The organism is Paenibacillus sp. YPG26, assembly GCF_023704175.1.
Lineage (GTDB): Bacteria > Bacillota > Bacilli > Paenibacillales > Paenibacillaceae > Fontibacillus.
In genome coordinates this window covers 949,808-965,518 of sequence record NZ_CP084530.1, presented here as the reverse complement: position 1 = coordinate 965,518, position 15,711 = coordinate 949,808, and the positions used below count along the sequence as shown (strand labels likewise).

At 50.2% G+C, this 15,711-nt stretch carries 16 protein-coding genes; 7 read left to right on the top strand and 9 right to left on the bottom strand.

Going from position 1 to position 15,711, the window contains the following annotated elements; all coding sequences use genetic code 11:
- Positions 1-14: 14 nt before the first annotated feature.
- The 7 genes from LDO05_RS04375 to LDO05_RS04345 all read right to left on the bottom strand — a co-directional run bounded on the left by LDO05_RS04375 (position 15) and on the right by LDO05_RS04345 (position 6,742).
- The gene (locus LDO05_RS04375) at positions 15-1,193 is read right to left on the bottom strand and encodes a NupC/NupG family nucleoside CNT transporter (RefSeq protein ID WP_251377695.1); all 1,179 of its coding nucleotides are present in this window, start codon (positions 1,191-1,193) and stop codon (positions 15-17) included.
- Positions 1,194-1,279: 86 nt separating this feature from the next.
- Positions 1,280-1,678, bottom strand: a complete 399-nt coding sequence (locus LDO05_RS04370) for a cytidine deaminase (RefSeq protein ID WP_251377694.1) — start codon at positions 1,676-1,678, stop codon at positions 1,280-1,282.
- Positions 1,679-1,714: 36 nt separating this feature from the next.
- Entirely contained in the window at positions 1,715-2,380 is a 666-nt protein-coding gene (gene deoC, locus LDO05_RS04365) for a deoxyribose-phosphate aldolase (RefSeq protein WP_251377693.1), read from the bottom strand.
- A 288-nt stretch (positions 2,381-2,668) separates the two neighbouring features.
- The gene (locus tag LDO05_RS04360; protein WP_251377692.1) at positions 2,669-4,933 is read right to left on the bottom strand and encodes a carboxypeptidase regulatory-like domain-containing protein; all 2,265 of its coding nucleotides are present in this window, start codon (positions 4,931-4,933) and stop codon (positions 2,669-2,671) included.
- A complete protein-coding gene (locus LDO05_RS04355) occupies positions 4,911-5,258 on the bottom strand; it encodes a hypothetical protein (protein ID WP_251377691.1) in 348 nt (115 codons plus the stop codon). Before LDO05_RS04355 ends, LDO05_RS04360 begins: the two co-directional genes overlap by 23 nt.
- Positions 5,242-5,790 (bottom strand): RNA polymerase sigma factor, encoded by a 549-nt coding sequence (locus LDO05_RS04350; RefSeq protein ID WP_346657616.1) that lies wholly within the window; start codon positions 5,788-5,790, stop codon positions 5,242-5,244. Before LDO05_RS04350 ends, LDO05_RS04355 begins: the two co-directional genes overlap by 17 nt.
- Before the next feature lie 64 nt (positions 5,791-5,854).
- On the bottom strand, positions 5,855-6,742 hold the full coding sequence (locus LDO05_RS04345) for a LysR family transcriptional regulator (RefSeq protein ID WP_251377690.1): 888 nt from the start codon (positions 6,740-6,742) through the stop codon (positions 5,855-5,857).
- 193 nt (positions 6,743-6,935) lie between these two features.
- On the opposite strand from LDO05_RS04345, the gene LDO05_RS04340 reads away from it, so the two are divergent.
- From LDO05_RS04340 to LDO05_RS04320, 5 genes are all read left to right on the top strand, one after another.
- Positions 6,936-7,868 carry a phosphate ABC transporter substrate-binding protein gene (locus LDO05_RS04340; protein ID WP_251377689.1) on the top strand — a complete coding sequence of 311 codons (933 nt, stop codon included), beginning with the start codon at positions 6,936-6,938 and terminating at the stop codon, positions 7,866-7,868.
- A gap of 91 nt (positions 7,869-7,959) precedes the next feature.
- Complete coding sequence (gene pstC / locus LDO05_RS04335) at positions 7,960-8,859, top strand: phosphate ABC transporter permease subunit PstC (RefSeq protein ID WP_251377688.1); 900 nt, start codon at positions 7,960-7,962, stop codon at positions 8,857-8,859.
- Positions 8,856-9,743, top strand: a complete 888-nt coding sequence (pstA, locus tag LDO05_RS04330) for a phosphate ABC transporter permease PstA (RefSeq protein WP_251377687.1) — start codon at positions 8,856-8,858, stop codon at positions 9,741-9,743. Before pstC ends, pstA begins: the two co-directional genes overlap by 4 nt.
- Positions 9,744-9,771: 28 nt before the next feature.
- A complete protein-coding gene (gene pstB / locus LDO05_RS04325; protein ID WP_251377686.1) occupies positions 9,772-10,527 on the top strand; it encodes a phosphate ABC transporter ATP-binding protein PstB in 756 nt (251 codons plus the stop codon).
- Between the two features lie 245 nt (positions 10,528-10,772).
- Entirely contained in the window at positions 10,773-11,342 is a 570-nt protein-coding gene (locus LDO05_RS04320; protein ID WP_251377685.1) for a permease, read from the top strand.
- A 44-nt stretch (positions 11,343-11,386) separates the two neighbouring features.
- Here LDO05_RS04320 and LDO05_RS04315 read toward each other — a convergent pair whose 3' ends face one another.
- Positions 11,387-11,950 (bottom strand): GbsR/MarR family transcriptional regulator, encoded by a 564-nt coding sequence (locus LDO05_RS04315; RefSeq protein WP_251377684.1) that lies wholly within the window; start codon positions 11,948-11,950, stop codon positions 11,387-11,389.
- 229 nt (positions 11,951-12,179) lie between these two features.
- Here LDO05_RS04315 and LDO05_RS04310 point away from each other — a divergent pair, with 229 nt between their 5' ends.
- The gene (locus LDO05_RS04310) at positions 12,180-13,382 is read left to right on the top strand and encodes a quaternary amine ABC transporter ATP-binding protein (protein WP_251377683.1); all 1,203 of its coding nucleotides are present in this window, start codon (positions 12,180-12,182) and stop codon (positions 13,380-13,382) included.
- The gene (locus LDO05_RS04305; protein WP_251377682.1) at positions 13,382-15,139 is read left to right on the top strand and encodes a glycine betaine ABC transporter substrate-binding protein; all 1,758 of its coding nucleotides are present in this window, start codon (positions 13,382-13,384) and stop codon (positions 15,137-15,139) included. Before LDO05_RS04310 ends, LDO05_RS04305 begins: the two co-directional genes overlap by 1 nt.
- A 104-nt stretch (positions 15,140-15,243) precedes the next feature.
- Here the strand turns inward: LDO05_RS04305 and LDO05_RS04300 are convergent, their stop codons facing one another.
- Entirely contained in the window at positions 15,244-15,624 is a 381-nt protein-coding gene (locus LDO05_RS04300) for a response regulator (RefSeq protein ID WP_251377681.1), read from the bottom strand.
- Positions 15,625-15,711 lie beyond the last annotated feature (87 nt).

The window sequence follows — 15,711 nt, the reverse complement described above, 5'->3', positions numbered from 1 at the left end:
TCTCACCTTGTGTCTTAAATGAACAATCCTGCTACCGTTGCTGACAGTACACTTACCAAAGTTGCTCCATATAACAATTTCAGGCCGAACCGGGCCACCACATTGCCCTGCTTCTCATGCAGCCCTTTTACCGCTCCGGCAATAATACCTATAGAAGAGAAGTTCGCGAATGATACCAGGAATACGGACACGATGCCCACGGTACGCGCGGACAATGCCGTATGCTTGCCCAGGTCCAGCATGGCCACGAATTCATTCGAGACCATCTTGGTTGCCATGATACTTCCCGCCTCAACCGCTTCCTTCCAGGGTACTCCCATCACAAAAGCAAACGGCGCGAACCCATAACCCAGCAGCTGCTGGAACGAGATTCCGAAGAGCCCGCTGAAGATGCCGTTGACGAGCGCAATGAGGGCTACGAATCCAATCAGCATCGCTGCAACAGTAATGGCTACTTTGAAGCCATCCATAATATACTCGCCCAGCATTTCGAAGAACGATTGCTTCTCCTCTTCCTGTACCTCAAGTATATCCTCTTCTCTGGTAACTGTATAAGGGTTAAGCATCGAAGCGATAATGAACCCGCCGAACAGATTCAGCACAAGCGCGGTAACCACATACTTCGGGTTAATCATGGTCATATACGCCCCAACGATAGACATGGATACTGTAGACATGGCAGAGGCGCATAGTGTGTACAGACGGTGCTTCGGAAGCTTGCCAATCTGCTTTTTCACAGAAATGAACACCTCTGATTGTCCCAGAATCGCGGACGCCACAGCATTGTAGGATTCCAGTTTACCCATTCCATTTACTTTGCTCAAGACCAGGCCAATGTATCTGATAACAAGAGGCAGAACCTTGATATACTGCAAGATCCCGATCAGTGCCGAGATAAAAATAATGGGCAGCAGAACCGACAGGAAGAACGGCATCTGTCCCTCGTTCGCTAATCCCCCGAATACGAAGTTCACACCTTCTGAAGCATAGCCAAGCAGTTGTTCAAATACAGAAGCGAAGCCTTGAATCATGAACTCGCCAATCCCTGTATTCAGCAGCAGGAAAGCAAGTACAGCCTGCAGCGCGATCATGAGAATAATCGGCCTGTACCGTATGCTCTTCCGGTCATTACTTCCCAAGTAGGTTAATGCAAAAACGACGAGTAAGCCAAGTACAGCAATTACATATTTCATGATGTCTGCCCCGTTTTCAGTATAGTAATCAACAGTCTTATCTTAAGCGTTTTCACTTTAAGCCAAAAAAGAACAATCCCGGAGGATTAGTTCTTCTTGTTCATATCTTCTGCTTGAAAAGCTCCCGGAAGAAGACGATCCATCGTCCATTCTTCCGTATGACCGTGAAGGTTCGTCAAATAGATCTTCGTATCTTTGTCGCAGAATTCTGCCAAGACCTGGCGGCACGCTCCGCAAGGGGATACCGGTCCTTCGGTATCGGCTATGACCGCAATCGCTTCGATTCTGTGATTCCCCTCGGATACCGCCTTGAATACCGCTGTACGCTCGGCACAATTGGTCAGACCGAACGAAGCGTTCTCGATATTGCAGCCCCGGTAGACTTGGCCTCCGCTCAGCACAGCCGCGCCTACCTGGAACTTCGAGTAAGGGACATAAGCCATCTTTCGCGCCTCGGCGGCTTCCTGAATCAGCTGGTCTCTCATGGAATCTCCTCCTTTTAGGTTTCATCCGTCCGCGGATTAATAGGAGGACGTGGATTGTCCGCCTTCCATAATTTTAACACCTGAGCTTGCCCCGATCCGGGTGGCTCCCGCTTCGACCATCTTGGTCATATCTTCAAGACTGCGCACCCTTCCGGATGCCTTGACTCCCAGCTTATCACCTACCGTACGGCGCATTAACGCCACATCCTCTGTTGTCGCTCCACCCGTAGAGAAGCCTGTAGAGGTTTTGACAAAGTCGGCCCCTGCCTCGGCAGCAAGCTCTGAGGCGCGTACTTTCTCCTCATCTGTCAGCAGACTGGTCTCAATAATGACCTTCACCAGCGCCTTGCCTGCTGCGGCCTCTACAACCGCTTTGATATCCTGCTTCACAAGCTCGTAATCCCCATCCTTAAGAGCCCCGATATTGATAACCATATCTACTTCACCTGCGCCATTCTCGATGGCATTGGCAGCTTCGAAGGCTTTGACCGCTGAAGTATTGGCTCCCAGCGGGAATCCGATTACTGTACATACCTTAACCGGGGTGCCTGCAAGCTGCTCCGCACAGTACGCTACCCAGGCTGGATTCACACACACGGAGGCGAACGTATACTTCTTCGCTTCCTCAGTCAATTTCTTGATTTCATCCTTGGTGGCATCGGCACGCAAAAGGGTGTGGTCGATCAATGCTGCTACATTCATACGTATAAATCTCCTTTGTAGAAAGTTATCTTCATTAGTACTTCGTGAACTCGTTGCCGGCAAGGCCAGCTTTTTCACAGCTATCTTAGCATGGAGATGAGCAGATATAAAATGAATTGTGTGATAATGTTCAACCTGTCCATCTCTCTATTATTAACCTAAAACCCAAAAAAAATCTGCCGCTGGCTGCGGCAGACCTCCATAATAACATACATTTGCACCGGTACTGAACCGTCACCAGACATTAGAATTAGGTGCATAGGTCGCTTCCAAGTTAATCCTCTTCCCTTAACCCACCTTCGCCAAGTTCTGTACAAACCGCTTCATGCTGGGCTCGCGGGTATTCTTAAGCCAGAGATCCAGCTTCTTATCCCCGCTAAGTACCCATCTGATCTTCTCATCCAGCTCCTGCCGATAGTCAGCCGAGCCCTGAGCTTCTTTCCTCAGCTTAATGACCAGTTCCTCCCAATTCTTCTCCCCGCCGGCAAAAAAGTCCTCTGGATATTTCCTAGCCAGCGCTTGAACCGCTTCAAAAGAGTCTCCGCGAAGCAGCGCAGCCGCCAGATAATTCCCGAGAAAGCGGTGGCTTGGATCATCCTGCATAACAAGCTCGAACGTCTTGGCTGCTTCTTCCAGCTTCCCTTGCTTAAGCAGCACGGTGGCGTAGAGAGAGCGGTCATACGAATCATCGCTGCCTGCATCCTTGTACTTCTTCATTTCCTTATAAGCAGTGTGGAACGATTCCCAGTCCTTATGCCTGTAATAGTAATCAACTACGCGGAACCAGTTATCTGCCGATGGATAAAGCTCTGCAAGCTGCTTAAGATAAGGGAACTTTGCTTCAGCAAGCTTCTGCCTGTCTGCTCGGCCGTTGTCCAGGGCGTCCAGGACTCTAACCACCATCATCAGACTGTGAACATCGGACGGATTAAGCCGGATGGACTGCTTATAAGCAGCAAGAGCTTCATCCAGCTTGCCGGCAAGCAGCAGACGATCCGCATCTGTAAGCGGGCGGCTCTTGATCTGAAGCAGCGGCAGTGCTCCAAGCGTACTGCTGTTCAACCGGTAACCGTTGCTCCGGGTCAACAGCTTCCCCCCGGCATCATACGCTTCAATACTCCAGGAATAGGTCGCGTCCGAGTTCGAGAACCCCAGAATAGTGAGGGGATCAGGAATCATCACATTCTCTGAATTGCTGTAATAATAAATCCCCGTCTGCATGTTATACAGCTCTGTCACCGGGATCTGAGTATGAGTGCCCTGAATGCCTAAACGAATAGGTATACCTGGCACTCCTCCCTCATCCCCTACCCCCATATACAAGCTATATGAGGCGGCACCCTGGACAGGTTCCCACTCGAAATCAATCGCCTTGCCCCGGATGACCTGCTTATTTACAGGAGAGATCAAGTCCAGCAACGGTCTTAACGTAATGTCGTTCACCAGGCGCCTACCTTCGCTCAAATTGATTCTTTCTTCCATCATCACCGGCCAGGTCCAGCCATCAATCTGATCAAAGCTGAATCCCGCATACAACTGATAACTTCCAGCCAGGACCGCCGGGAATTCATACTCCCCATTGGGGTTGGTCAGGGTCTGATAAGGTTCTGCATCAAGAAGGCTATGTGTAACATCCTTCTTCTCCCGAAGGAACACACCCACCCCGGCAAGGGGAGTGCCGTCACTCCGCGTTACTCTCCCCTTAACTGTTGAAGCCGGGTTCGTCTGCCGGCTTGCCGCCTTCAGCTTCTGGCTAAGTTCGGTAAGCCGGCCGATGGGGTCCCAGACATTTGAATCTATACCCGCTCCATCCGGGGTTGATCTGCTCTTACTATTGAGTAGGCTAATCGTGTGATCTACCAGATGGGCAGCCTGCTGAACCTGATCTTCACGGACCAGGAACCTGGCTCTCAAGGTTGTAAGACGTGCCTTTAGGTCCAGACTCCCTATGTTATTCTGATCCTTCAGCAATCCGGTAATAATTTCTTGACCCTGTATTCTCTCGCCTATATGGTCCAGGAGCTCGGCACGCTGCACAGCCAGATTCAGGCGGGTGAAGCCATATAACTCCGGTATTCGTTCCTCCGCCTGCTTCAGTATAGCTACAGCTTCATCGGACCTCCCCTTCATATAGTAGGTTCTCGCAAGTGCTGAAGCAGCCGCCCCATATTCATTGCGATCCGCCGGTCCATTCCGGATATAATCCAGCAAGAGCGGAATTTTCTCCTCATTATTCAAATTAGCCCGCTGCTCATGATCACTCCCGGATCTCTGCGTAGTCCCCGGTCCCACTACAACATCGTAATCCTGCTCATCCAGACCTGGAGTGCCATGGATTACATGCTCGCTGATCAGTTCCCACTTCTTGCTGCCCTTAGCGTTGTGAATCAGCTGAAGCAGCTTCTCCTTTTCTGTAACTTGTCCCTGCTCCAACCCTTTCTCTGCCGCAGTAAGCTCCATTCTTGGAATAACGTACTCTGTGAAGAGAATGACGATCAAAGCCGCGACAACTACTAATCCAACCAAGTGTTTAATCTTGAGTCTTATCTTCAAGTCTCGCCACCGCCTTTTCGTAATCCTTCTTCCAGTAGGTGTTGCCATAGGCTTCAATCATAGGCCCGCGATCAGCGGACTGTTCATGGTTATAAGGCGGCACAGAGCTGCTCCATGGGCGAAGAAAGAGAATTAGTGCGATGACCGCCAATGCCCCCCCCGCGGGGATGAGGGAGATTTCTATTTCGTAGTTCCAGACTCTTCGAAGCTGTTCACTCCAGCTGCCGGGATGGGTTCTCTTGAGTACATGCTTGTGATATGTAAAATGCAACGATTCCAGCTCCTGATCAAGCTTCTGCTTGGGTGTATCATGTCTCCTGTTCATCCTGCCGCTCCTCCTTCTCCCATACGCTCCTTAACTGATTCCGGCCTCTGACCAGCCTTGTTTTGATCGTATTCTCGCTTATATTCAGCTGCTCCGCAATTTCCGGGATGGACAGTTCGCTGTAATAGTACAAGGTGATGGCTTCACGGTAGATATAGGCCAGCTGATGAATCGCCTCACTCAACCGTCCGTTTCTCCACTCCAATAACAGCTGATCCTCTGGACCTTGCTGCAGCTCATCCTCGATCCATTCCCCCACTTCGCTGCTGGGGAACAGATTCCGCCAGCTCCAGGTTCGCTGTCTCATCCGGCAGCGGTTAATCATAATACGGAACATCCATCCTCTCAGCTTATCCCTGTCTCTGAGCTTGCTGATCTTCGTGAATACTTCGATGAAGGTATCCTGCACCGCTTCTTCTGCAGCCTGCCGATCCTTCAGCAGCAAATACGCCGTCCGCAGCAATTCATCCCCATACTGCTCCATCAGCTGCCGCAGTGCGGCTTCGTTCTTCTCTACTAATCCCTGCACCACATCCAGACCGGCTCCCCCCTTCCCTACCTAAGATGCGTGCCACCGATTTAAAGTTGCATAGACCTTAGATCTTCCTGAGAAAAGAGGCGAACTCCCTTCCTGCCGCCGCAATCGGCCTGTCTTTGCGGTAGACCAGGGTAATCTGCGGACCCGGAACCGTGTTGCCTGGCAGTGACGCCGTCTGTACACCATCAGGAGTATCGCAGGACATTAACCCTCTTTTTGTATAAAAGGAAATCCCGCTCCGTGACTGAACGGCCAGCTTCACCGCTTCCGGCGAATCCATCCCGGCGGAGTTCCACAGGTTCACTTGATTCGCCGCCGCCCAGCGCTCAGAGAAATCGCGGATAAATGACCCTTCAGCATGCTGAATGAAGCGCTCCTGCGCAATCTGGTTCACTTCAATCTTCTTCAAGGCCGTGAAGGAATGTTCAGCCGGATAGATGAGTACAACCTCATCATCCTCAAGCACCTCGCACTCCAGATTCTCTTCCGTGTAAGGTTGAATCGTATGCATGACCGCCAAATCAATGTCCGCCTGCTGCAGCATCTGTACGATCTCATTATCCGCTCTGATCTTGATATCCAGTTGAATACCGGGGAATTGGCGCATGAACCGCCCGGCTACCACCGGAAGATAATAATTGCCTGGCATCAGTCCCGCGCCTATACGCAGCGTTCCTCTCTCCAGCGTATCGAAATCCGCTACAACATTGACTGCTTCATCTGTCAAAGAGGTTATTCGCTGCGCATAATACAGCAGCGCCCTGCCTGCCTCCGTCAAGATGACCCGGCCTCGGCGGGTATCAAAGATCGCGGTGCCCAGCTCCTCCTCCAGACTCTTCATATGAAAGGTGACAGTCGGCTGTTTGAGCCCCAGCATCCTGGCTACGTCGGATATTTTCTTGTATTTCTCTATTAAAACGACAATTTTCAGCTTTACAATGTTCATACAATGCCTCCTCCTGATCTCCATCATATCCAGTTAATTAGATAAAATCTATGGTTACATCAGTTTTCTATTTAACTATTTATCATTCATTTTACAAAGTTATGATTTTAGAATAATGAATGGCCCCTATACTTTTAAGAGTCGAGAACAAAATTCGACCAAATAAAAAAACAAACAGGGGAGATTACAAACCATGAAATTAAAGAAGCTGCTCCTTTTGACACTAACACTTGCATTTGCGGTATCACTTGCAGCATGTGGCAACAAGGACAATACGTCTAACTCGGCAACTAATGCAGAGAACAACAACGCTGGCAAATCCGAAACTGCTGCACTAAGCGGATCTATTCTTGCTTCGGGCTCCACAGCTCTTCAACCGCTCGTTGAGCAGGTTGGTAAGAAATTCATGGATAAAAACCCTGGCGTATCCGTACAGGTTCAAGGCGGAGGCAGTGGTACAGGACTTACTCAAGTATCAGGCGGACAAGTACAGATCGGTAACTCTGATGTCTTCGCTACCGAGAAGATGAAAGATGCTGCCGCTGCGAAGGAACTGGTTGACCATCAAGTAGCTGTAGTAGCGATCGCTGCCGTGGTTAATCCGGAAGTTGGCGTAACCAGCCTGACCAAGCAGCAGTTGGTTGACATCTTCACAGGCAAGATCACGAACTGGAAGGAAGTTCAAGGCAAGGATCAAGCCATCGTGATTGTGAACAGACCAAGCAGCTCCGGTACACGTGCCACTTTCGAGAAATATGCTTTGGGCACCAAGACTGAAGACCTGAAGGGCTCCATCCAGGAAGATTCCTCAGGTACAGTTAAGAAGCTCGTTACTGACACTCCAGGAGCTATCGGATATCTTGCTCTTTCTTACCTGGATGATAAAGTGAAAGCTGTGCAATACGATGGTGTAGACGCAACGGTTGACAACGTGGTGGCTGGTAAATATCCGGTATGGGCTTACGAGCACATGTACACCAAAGGTGAGCCTGACGCTACTACGAAAGCTTTCCTGGATTACTTCATGACTGACGAAGTTCAAAACGGCGATGTCGTTGAGCTTGGTTACATCCCTGCTAACAAAATGCAAGTGAAGCGTGATGAAGCAGGTAACGTTACGAAGTAATATCAAGTAACGGCAGCTTACGATTCATACCAAGAGGCGGAAGAATAACCTTCTGCCTCTATTTTCAATTTAGAAAGGAAAGAAGGACCTCATGAAATCTAACCAGGATACCCCCCTTCTACTGCGCAAGCACCGTACTGAGGAGTGGATCGGGCGGGGATATACAACCATCTGTGTGCTCTTCCTCATCGTAATCATCGTCTCTATCGTATATTTCGTAGCTACCAAGGGCATCTCCACCTTCGCCATTGATGCCGTAAGTCTATCCGACTTTTTGTTCGGAACTACCTGGAGCCCGGATGATAACCAATTCGGCGCCCTGCCGTTCATTTATGGATCATTTCTGACCTCTCTCCTCGCTGCGTTGATCGCAAGCCCGCTGAGTGTGTGTGCCGCCTTGTTCATGACTGAAATTGTTCCTTCTTGGGGCAAAAAAATACTGCAGCCCGTTATCGAGCTGCTCGCCGGAATTCCATCTGTTGTCTATGGATTTATCGGACTGAGTATCCTTGTTCCATTCATGCGTGACACCTTCCCCGGCCAAGGGATCGGTGTGGCAGCAGGGGCCATTGTATTGTCCATCATGATTCTGCCGACTATTACCAGTATTGCAACAGATGCGCTCGGCGCTCTGCCTCGCAATCTGAAGGAAGCTTCATATGGTCTTGGAGCTACCCGCTGGCAGACCATCTATGGGGTCATTATTCCTACAGTTCTTCCTTCTATTCTGACCGGGGTTGTTCTGGGTATGGCCCGCGCCTTCGGTGAGGCCCTTGCGGTACAGATGGTCATCGGGAACGCTCCGCATATCCCGACCTCCTTGTTCGAATCGGCTTCAACCTTGACCAGTGTAATCACGCTGAATATGAGTAATACCGTGATGGGTTCTGTACAGAACAACGCGCTTTGGAGTATGGCTATGATCTTAATGCTGATGACCTTCGTCTTTGTCTTTGTCGTAAGGCTTCTCGAAAGGAGACATAAAATTTGAAACCGAAAGCCGCCGATAAACTTGCAACCGGCATAATTGTGTTCTTCGCCCTCTTGATTGTAGCCGTGCTCGTGGGCATGCTGGGCTTTATCCTATTTAGAGGACTTAGTCATATCAGCTGGGACTTCCTGACTTCCGGACCGCAGACGATCCGTGAGGGCGGAGGAATCGGGCCTCAGCTCTTCAATTCCTTATACTTGCTTATTCTGACCATGATCATCACTATTCCACTCGGTCTCGGAGCCGGCATCTATATGGCTGAATATGCGAAGCCGAACAAGCTGACAGATGCCATCCGCCTTATTGTCGAGGTACTGTCCTCCTTCCCATCCATCGTGGTGGGTCTGTTCGGCCTCCTCGTTGTCGTTCAGTACTTCGACTTCGGATTCTCGCTGTTCTCCGGGGCTGTCGTACTTACCATCTTCAACATGCCTTTGATGGTACGGGTAACGGAGCAGGCCTTCCGCAGTGTACCCAAGGAACAGAAGGAAGCAGGTCTTGCCATGGGCTTGTCCAAATGGAAGATCATTACCTCCATCCTGTTCCCGGTAGCTCTGCCGATCATCGTAACCGGGACAATTCTGGCTGCGGGCCGGGTCTTCGGTGAGGCCGCTGCCCTGCTCTTCACTGCGGGGATGACTACGCCGCATATTAATTTCAGCGACTGGAACCCGTTGCATCATAACTCGCCGCTGAACCCGTTCCGTCCTGCCGAGACTCTGGCCGTGCATATCTGGAAGGTGAACAGTGAAGGCCTTGCACCGGATGCCGTACAGATCGCCGCAGGCGCGTCCGCCGTTCTGGTCCTGCTAGTTCTGATCTTCAACCTGCTGGCCCGCTGGCTCGGAAGAGCACTATACCGTAAATTCACATCAATCAAATGATAAATGATAAGGAAGAGGAGAACGGCTCATGACGGACACCTTACGTACTGAAAATCTTAAAGTCTTTTATGGAGAGCATGAGGCGGTAAAAGGCATTGACATGACCTTCGCCGAGCAGAGTGTAACGGCTCTGATCGGCCCTTCCGGCTGTGGCAAATCCACATTCCTCCGTTCACTCAACCGGATGAATGACGAGATTCCCGGCTCACGCCAGACCGGGAACATCTGGATCGGGGACAAGGACATCAATTCGCCGGAGACCGATGTGACCGTGCTGCGCCAGAAGATTGGCATGGTATGGCAGCGGCCCAATCCTTTTTATAAGTCTATCTATGATAATATTGCCTTCGGCCCCAAGTACCATGGTGTCAAGAACAAGAAGCAGCTGGATCAGATTGTGGAAGACAGCCTTCGCAAGGCAGCCCTCTGGGATGAGGTCAAGGACCGTCTGCATACCTCTGCCCTGTCCCTCTCAGGAGGCCAGCAGCAGAGATTATGTATTGCCCGGGCCCTATCCGTTAATCCGCACATTCTGCTGCTGGATGAGCCCGCCTCTGCCTTGGATCCCATCTCCACGTCCAAGATCGAAGAGCTCATTGGCGAGCTGAAGAAATCGCTGACCATCGTCATCGTGACTCATAACATGCAGCAGGCTGCCCGGGTCTCGGATTACACGGCCTATTTCTATCTTGGAAGTCTGATGGAGTATAACGAGACAAGCATTATCTTCACCAATCCATCCAAGCCGAACACCCAGGAGTATATCTCCGGCCGGTTTGGATAATTCAGATGACAAGTGAACAGGCGCAGGCTTCGGTGATAAGACCGAGGCCTGCTTTTTTATTTAGTCAATATAGAATTGCCTATTGCAAAACTAATATCATTAGTTATAATAAAACTAATGATATTAGTTTTTATTTTCGAGAGGAGATTTGCCATGAGTTTCATCCTGTTTCTGCTCTTGTTCACCTGTCTTTGCGGTTACCTTGATTCCCGTATCACCAGACTTAAGACTAAGGGGGAGAAGCTATGTTAGCCGGACATTTTGGTCTTGCGGCAGCGGTCAAAGCCAAAGTTCCTGAGGTTCCACTCTGGGCGCTTATGCTGTCCACCCAGTTGATTGACGTTATCTTCATCCCCTTATATCTAACTAATGTTGAGATCGTAGTCAAAACGGGGGAGGGCTATGCAAATCAAATTATTCACGCCGATTATACCCACTCCTTGCTGAGTGTACTGATCATTGCCTTCCTGACTGGCCTTTTGGCCTCAAAGCTCTGGGGCAGACGTGGGGGCTTGACCATAGGAGCTGTAGTATTCAGCCACTGGATTCTTGATCTGCTGGTGCACCGTCCTGATCTGCCGATTCTGCCTGGCAATCTCGGCGATCTGCCACTGCTTGGACTGGGATTATGGAGCAGCCCTATCTTCTCCATAGCCGCCGAGCTTGTGTTAATCACCGCCGGGAGCCTCATGTATTTACGTTACGCTGTCTCCGGCACGGCGGGTGGAGCGAGACTTTTTGCCCGCTGCTCTGGTGCCTTACTGACCGTTCTCATGCTTCTGTGTCTAGCTTCCGACGTGCTGGGTACCGGATAATTTGTTCAACGATTACAACAAAAAAAGCATAGGCGGTTATCCGCCTACGCTTCCGGTTCAGGCTGCTTCGGAACCAGATTATAAATCTCCCCGCTCTCCAGCGTATCGATCAACCGGTCAAGCCACAAGTAATATTCCGCAGCTTCCCTCATCTTTCTTTGATCCTCGCTCAGCACGCCCTTCACCGCTTCATTCTCTGTCTCGGCAATCCACTTATCCATCTCTTGAATGGAACGCCTAAGCACATTCAGATTAGTCTCCACAGCCTTCCGCCACTTGATGGCGAAGAAGTCACTGAAGGTCTGATGCCAGTCGTACTCCACTTCATACAAATCCTTGCGGGAGCCCTTCTCCCATACTTTATTCACCATCTTAAGATCCAGCAGCGTTCTGACTCCTGTGCTCATACTGGTCTTGCTCATCTTCATCTCCTGTCCCATTTCATCCAGGGTCATCGGCTTGTCTGCGAAGAACAGCAGCCCATACAAATGCCCGGTGGACAAGGTCACTCCATATAAGTCCATATTTCTTCCGATTGCTTCAATTACCCGCTTGCGGACCTTCTGAAGAGCCGCCTGTTCCTGTTCATTAAGCTGTTCCAAGCCCATGCTTGCAGCCTCCTATAACCTCATTGTACTCTTATGTATCCTATCTTAGAAAAAGCATGCCCAATTGTAAAGAAACGACTTAGACAGCATTTAGGAGTTAGAGCGAGCAATCCCTTGATAAACTATGTACAGTATTTTCTGTACGTACTGTATGTACAGATACAAGATTTGATTAAACAATTTTTTTTTTGATAGACTAAGACTTACAGAAATAAAGGGGTGAGCCTGTTTGGAAAATACAATTCTTGAAGTGCGGAATGTCAGCAAATTGTTTGGGCCGAATATTGCCCAGGGCATTCAGCTGTTAGAGAAAGGGCATACCAAAGAACAACTGGCCCGCGAGAAGCAAATTACGGTCGGAGTGAACCGCGTAAGTCTGGATATCCGCAAAGGCGAGATATTCGTTATTATGGGCTTGTCCGGCAGCGGCAAGTCTACACTGGTCCGCATGCTGAACCGTCTGATTGAACCTTCATCAGGTGAAATTCTTATTCACGGACAAGATCTGCGCAAGATGAACAAAGCGCAGCTGCGTGAAGTCAGACGCAAGAATATCAGCATGGTCTTTCAGAAGTTCGCCTTATTTCCGCACCGTACGGTGCTTGAGAATGTGGAATATGGAATGGAAATACAGCAGATTAGCAAGGAAGAGCGCAGAATCAAAGCAGAAAATGCGCTCGAGCTGGTTGGTCTTAAAGGCTGGGGCTCCAAGATGCCTGATGAGCTCAGCGGCGGCATGCAGCAGAGGGTAGGTCTGGCACGTGCGCTGGCGAACGATCCCGAGGTCCTGCTGATGGATGAAGCATTCAGCGCGCTTGATCCACTCATCCGCAGAGACATGCAGGACGAGCTGCTTGAGCTTCAGGAACGGATGAAGAAGACCATTGTCTTCATCACCCATGACCTGGACGAGGCTCTGCGTATTGGAGACCGCATTGCGCTAATGAAGGATGGCGCGCTCGTTCAGCTTGGGACGCCGGAAGAAATGCTGACCCAGCCTGCCAACCGCTATGTTGAGCGCTTCATAGAGGATGTGGATTTATCCAAGGTGCTTACAGCTTCCCACGTGATGATTCGTCCAGAGACCGTGACACTGGATAAAGGTCCGCGGGTCGCGCTGCAGCTTATGCGTGAACGCGGAATCTCGAACCTCTTCGTGATTGACCGCGGCAAGCGGCTACTCGGTGTAATTACAGCCGAAGATGCTTCGGCCGCGCTGAGATCGGGAACGGGACTCTCCGATATCCTGATCAAAGATGGGCCAGAGGTCAGTCCGGATACACTCCTTGGCGATCTGTTCGAGGTTACAAGCTCCGCGAAGGTCCCACTCGCTGTCGTGGATGAGAATCACCGCCTGCTTGGCGTGATCGTTCGTGGTGCCGTACTGGGTGCTCTGGCTGGAGATACCAAGATTCTTGGAGGTGAAGCCTAATGTTACCCAAACTGCCCGTGGCTGATTGGATTGAGACCCTTGTGAGCTGGATGGGCTCGCATCTCGGAGGTCTATTTGATGCCATAGCAATAATTATAGAGCATGTTGTCGGATTCTTCTCAGGTCTGTTCCTGCTGCCGCATCCACTGCTTCTCATTACCATACTTGGTATTCTGGCTTTTGCAATTGGACGTCTTCCCTTAACTTTATTTACTGTGATCGGTTTTCTGCTGATCGAGAATCTGGGTTACTGGACACAGACAATGGACACCCTGGGCCTCGTAATCACCTCAGGTCTAATCTCCATTCTGCTGGGCATTCCCCTCGGCATCTGGAGTGCTTACAGCAGAACCACGCACCGCATAGTCTCGCCTATTCTTGATTTTATGCAGACCATGCCAGCGTTCGTCTATTTGCTGCCTGCTGTCACCTTCTTCAGTCTGGGTGTTGTACCGGGTGTTATTGCTTCGGTCATCTTCGCGATCCCGCCAACGATCCGAATGACCTATCTTGGCATCAAGCAGGTATCATCTGAGCTGACTGAAGCTGCCGAAGCCTTCGGCTCTACCGCTTGGCAGAAGCTCATTAAGGTGGATCTGCCGCTGGCTATGCCTACCATGATGGCGGGGATTAATCAGACGATTATGCTCTCGCTGTCCATGGTCGTCATTGCTTCCATGATCGGAGCACAGGGCATCGGAGCCGAGGTGTACCGCGCCGTTGCCCAGCTGAAGATCGGACAAGGCTTCGAAGCTGGACTTGCCGTTGTGGTTCTGGCCATTGTACTCGACAGGTTCTCTCAGAACCTGTTCAAGACAGGAAGGCGCAAGGCAGCTGTGCGCACTGAGCCCCGCCGGCGCCTGGTATTCGCTTCTGCTCTACTGGCCGTCGTTATTGTCGGCGGTATTGCCCAGTATCTGCTTCTTCCTTCAGGAGCTTCAGCTGGCGCTGAAGAGGGAGGCGCCGTTGCAAGCAAGTTCCATAACCAGATCATCGGGATCGATCCCGGGTCAGGCATTATGAAATCAACCGCCAAGGCAATCCAGGACTACAAGCTGGACAGTTGGGAGCTGGTTGAGGGATCAAGCACCGCGATGACAGCGATGCTGGACAAAGCCATCAGGAACAAAGAGCCAATTATCATTACTGGATGGACTCCGCACTGGATGTTCACCAAATACAATCTTAAGTACCTGGAGGATCCTAAGAAGACTTATGGTGAATCTGAGGAGATTCATACTTTAGCCCGTATAGGACTTAAGCAAAAACAGCCTGCTGCCTATGGATTTCTAGACCGGTTCAAGTGGACGGCGGAGGAAATGGGAGAGATGATGGCTGCCATTCAAGAGGGATTGAGTCCTGAGGAAGCCGCGAAGAATTGGGCACTGAAGCATCCCGATCGAATACAGGAATGGACGAAGGGACTTAACAGGGTGACTGGTCAAAAGCTTAAGCTAGGCTATGTGGCTTGGGATTCAGAAATCGCCAGCACGCATCTTCTTCAGTACGTTCTTCAAGAGAAGCTTGGCTATCAGGTTACCGCTCTTCAAGTAGAAGCCGGTCCTATGTGGACAGGGGTCGCTAGTGGAGATGTGGATGTCACAGCCTCAGCTTGGCTTCCGTTAACTCATGCGGATTATTGGAATAAATACAAAGATCAAGTAGATGATCTGGGGCCGAATATGACAGGTGTCCGTACAGGCCTTGTTGTGCCCGATTATGTGGATATTTCCTCAATTGAGGATTTGAATAAATAAGAGTATATCTGTATGCATCTGTATGCATCTGTATGCATCAAGCAGCAGCCCCTGTTCTGGCAAGAACGGGGGTTTCTTTGGTTCGGGGAATCTAAGCAGCAACTCTAGCCTCGCGTCCATTGTTCAATCAAGGTCATGAAAGCCTTTACATGGAAGGGCTTTGTGATGTAATCGGCAAAACCCGCCTGCATACCTTTCTCAATATCAGATTTCTGGGCAAATGAACTCACTGCTAATACAGGAATATGGCGGGTCTCCTCCCGGCTTCGAAGCTCTTCAAGGGCTTCATAACCGTTCATGCCTGGCAATTGAATGTCCATAAAAATAAGATCCGGCTGACCATATGTGGCAAGCTCGATCCCTTCCTCCGCACTCGCAGCGCCGATCAGTCTGATGTGCGGGATTTTTTTAAAGATATGATCCATTAACGCCATGTTCAATTCATTGTCCTCAACATACAGAATCGTAAAATTGGGTGAGCTCATTATCTTCACTCCTTAATAGTAAAGCCTGCAGATTAAAACAACGGTGACCAGGATGGATGAAGAATAATTCATGGAACCAAATGACCA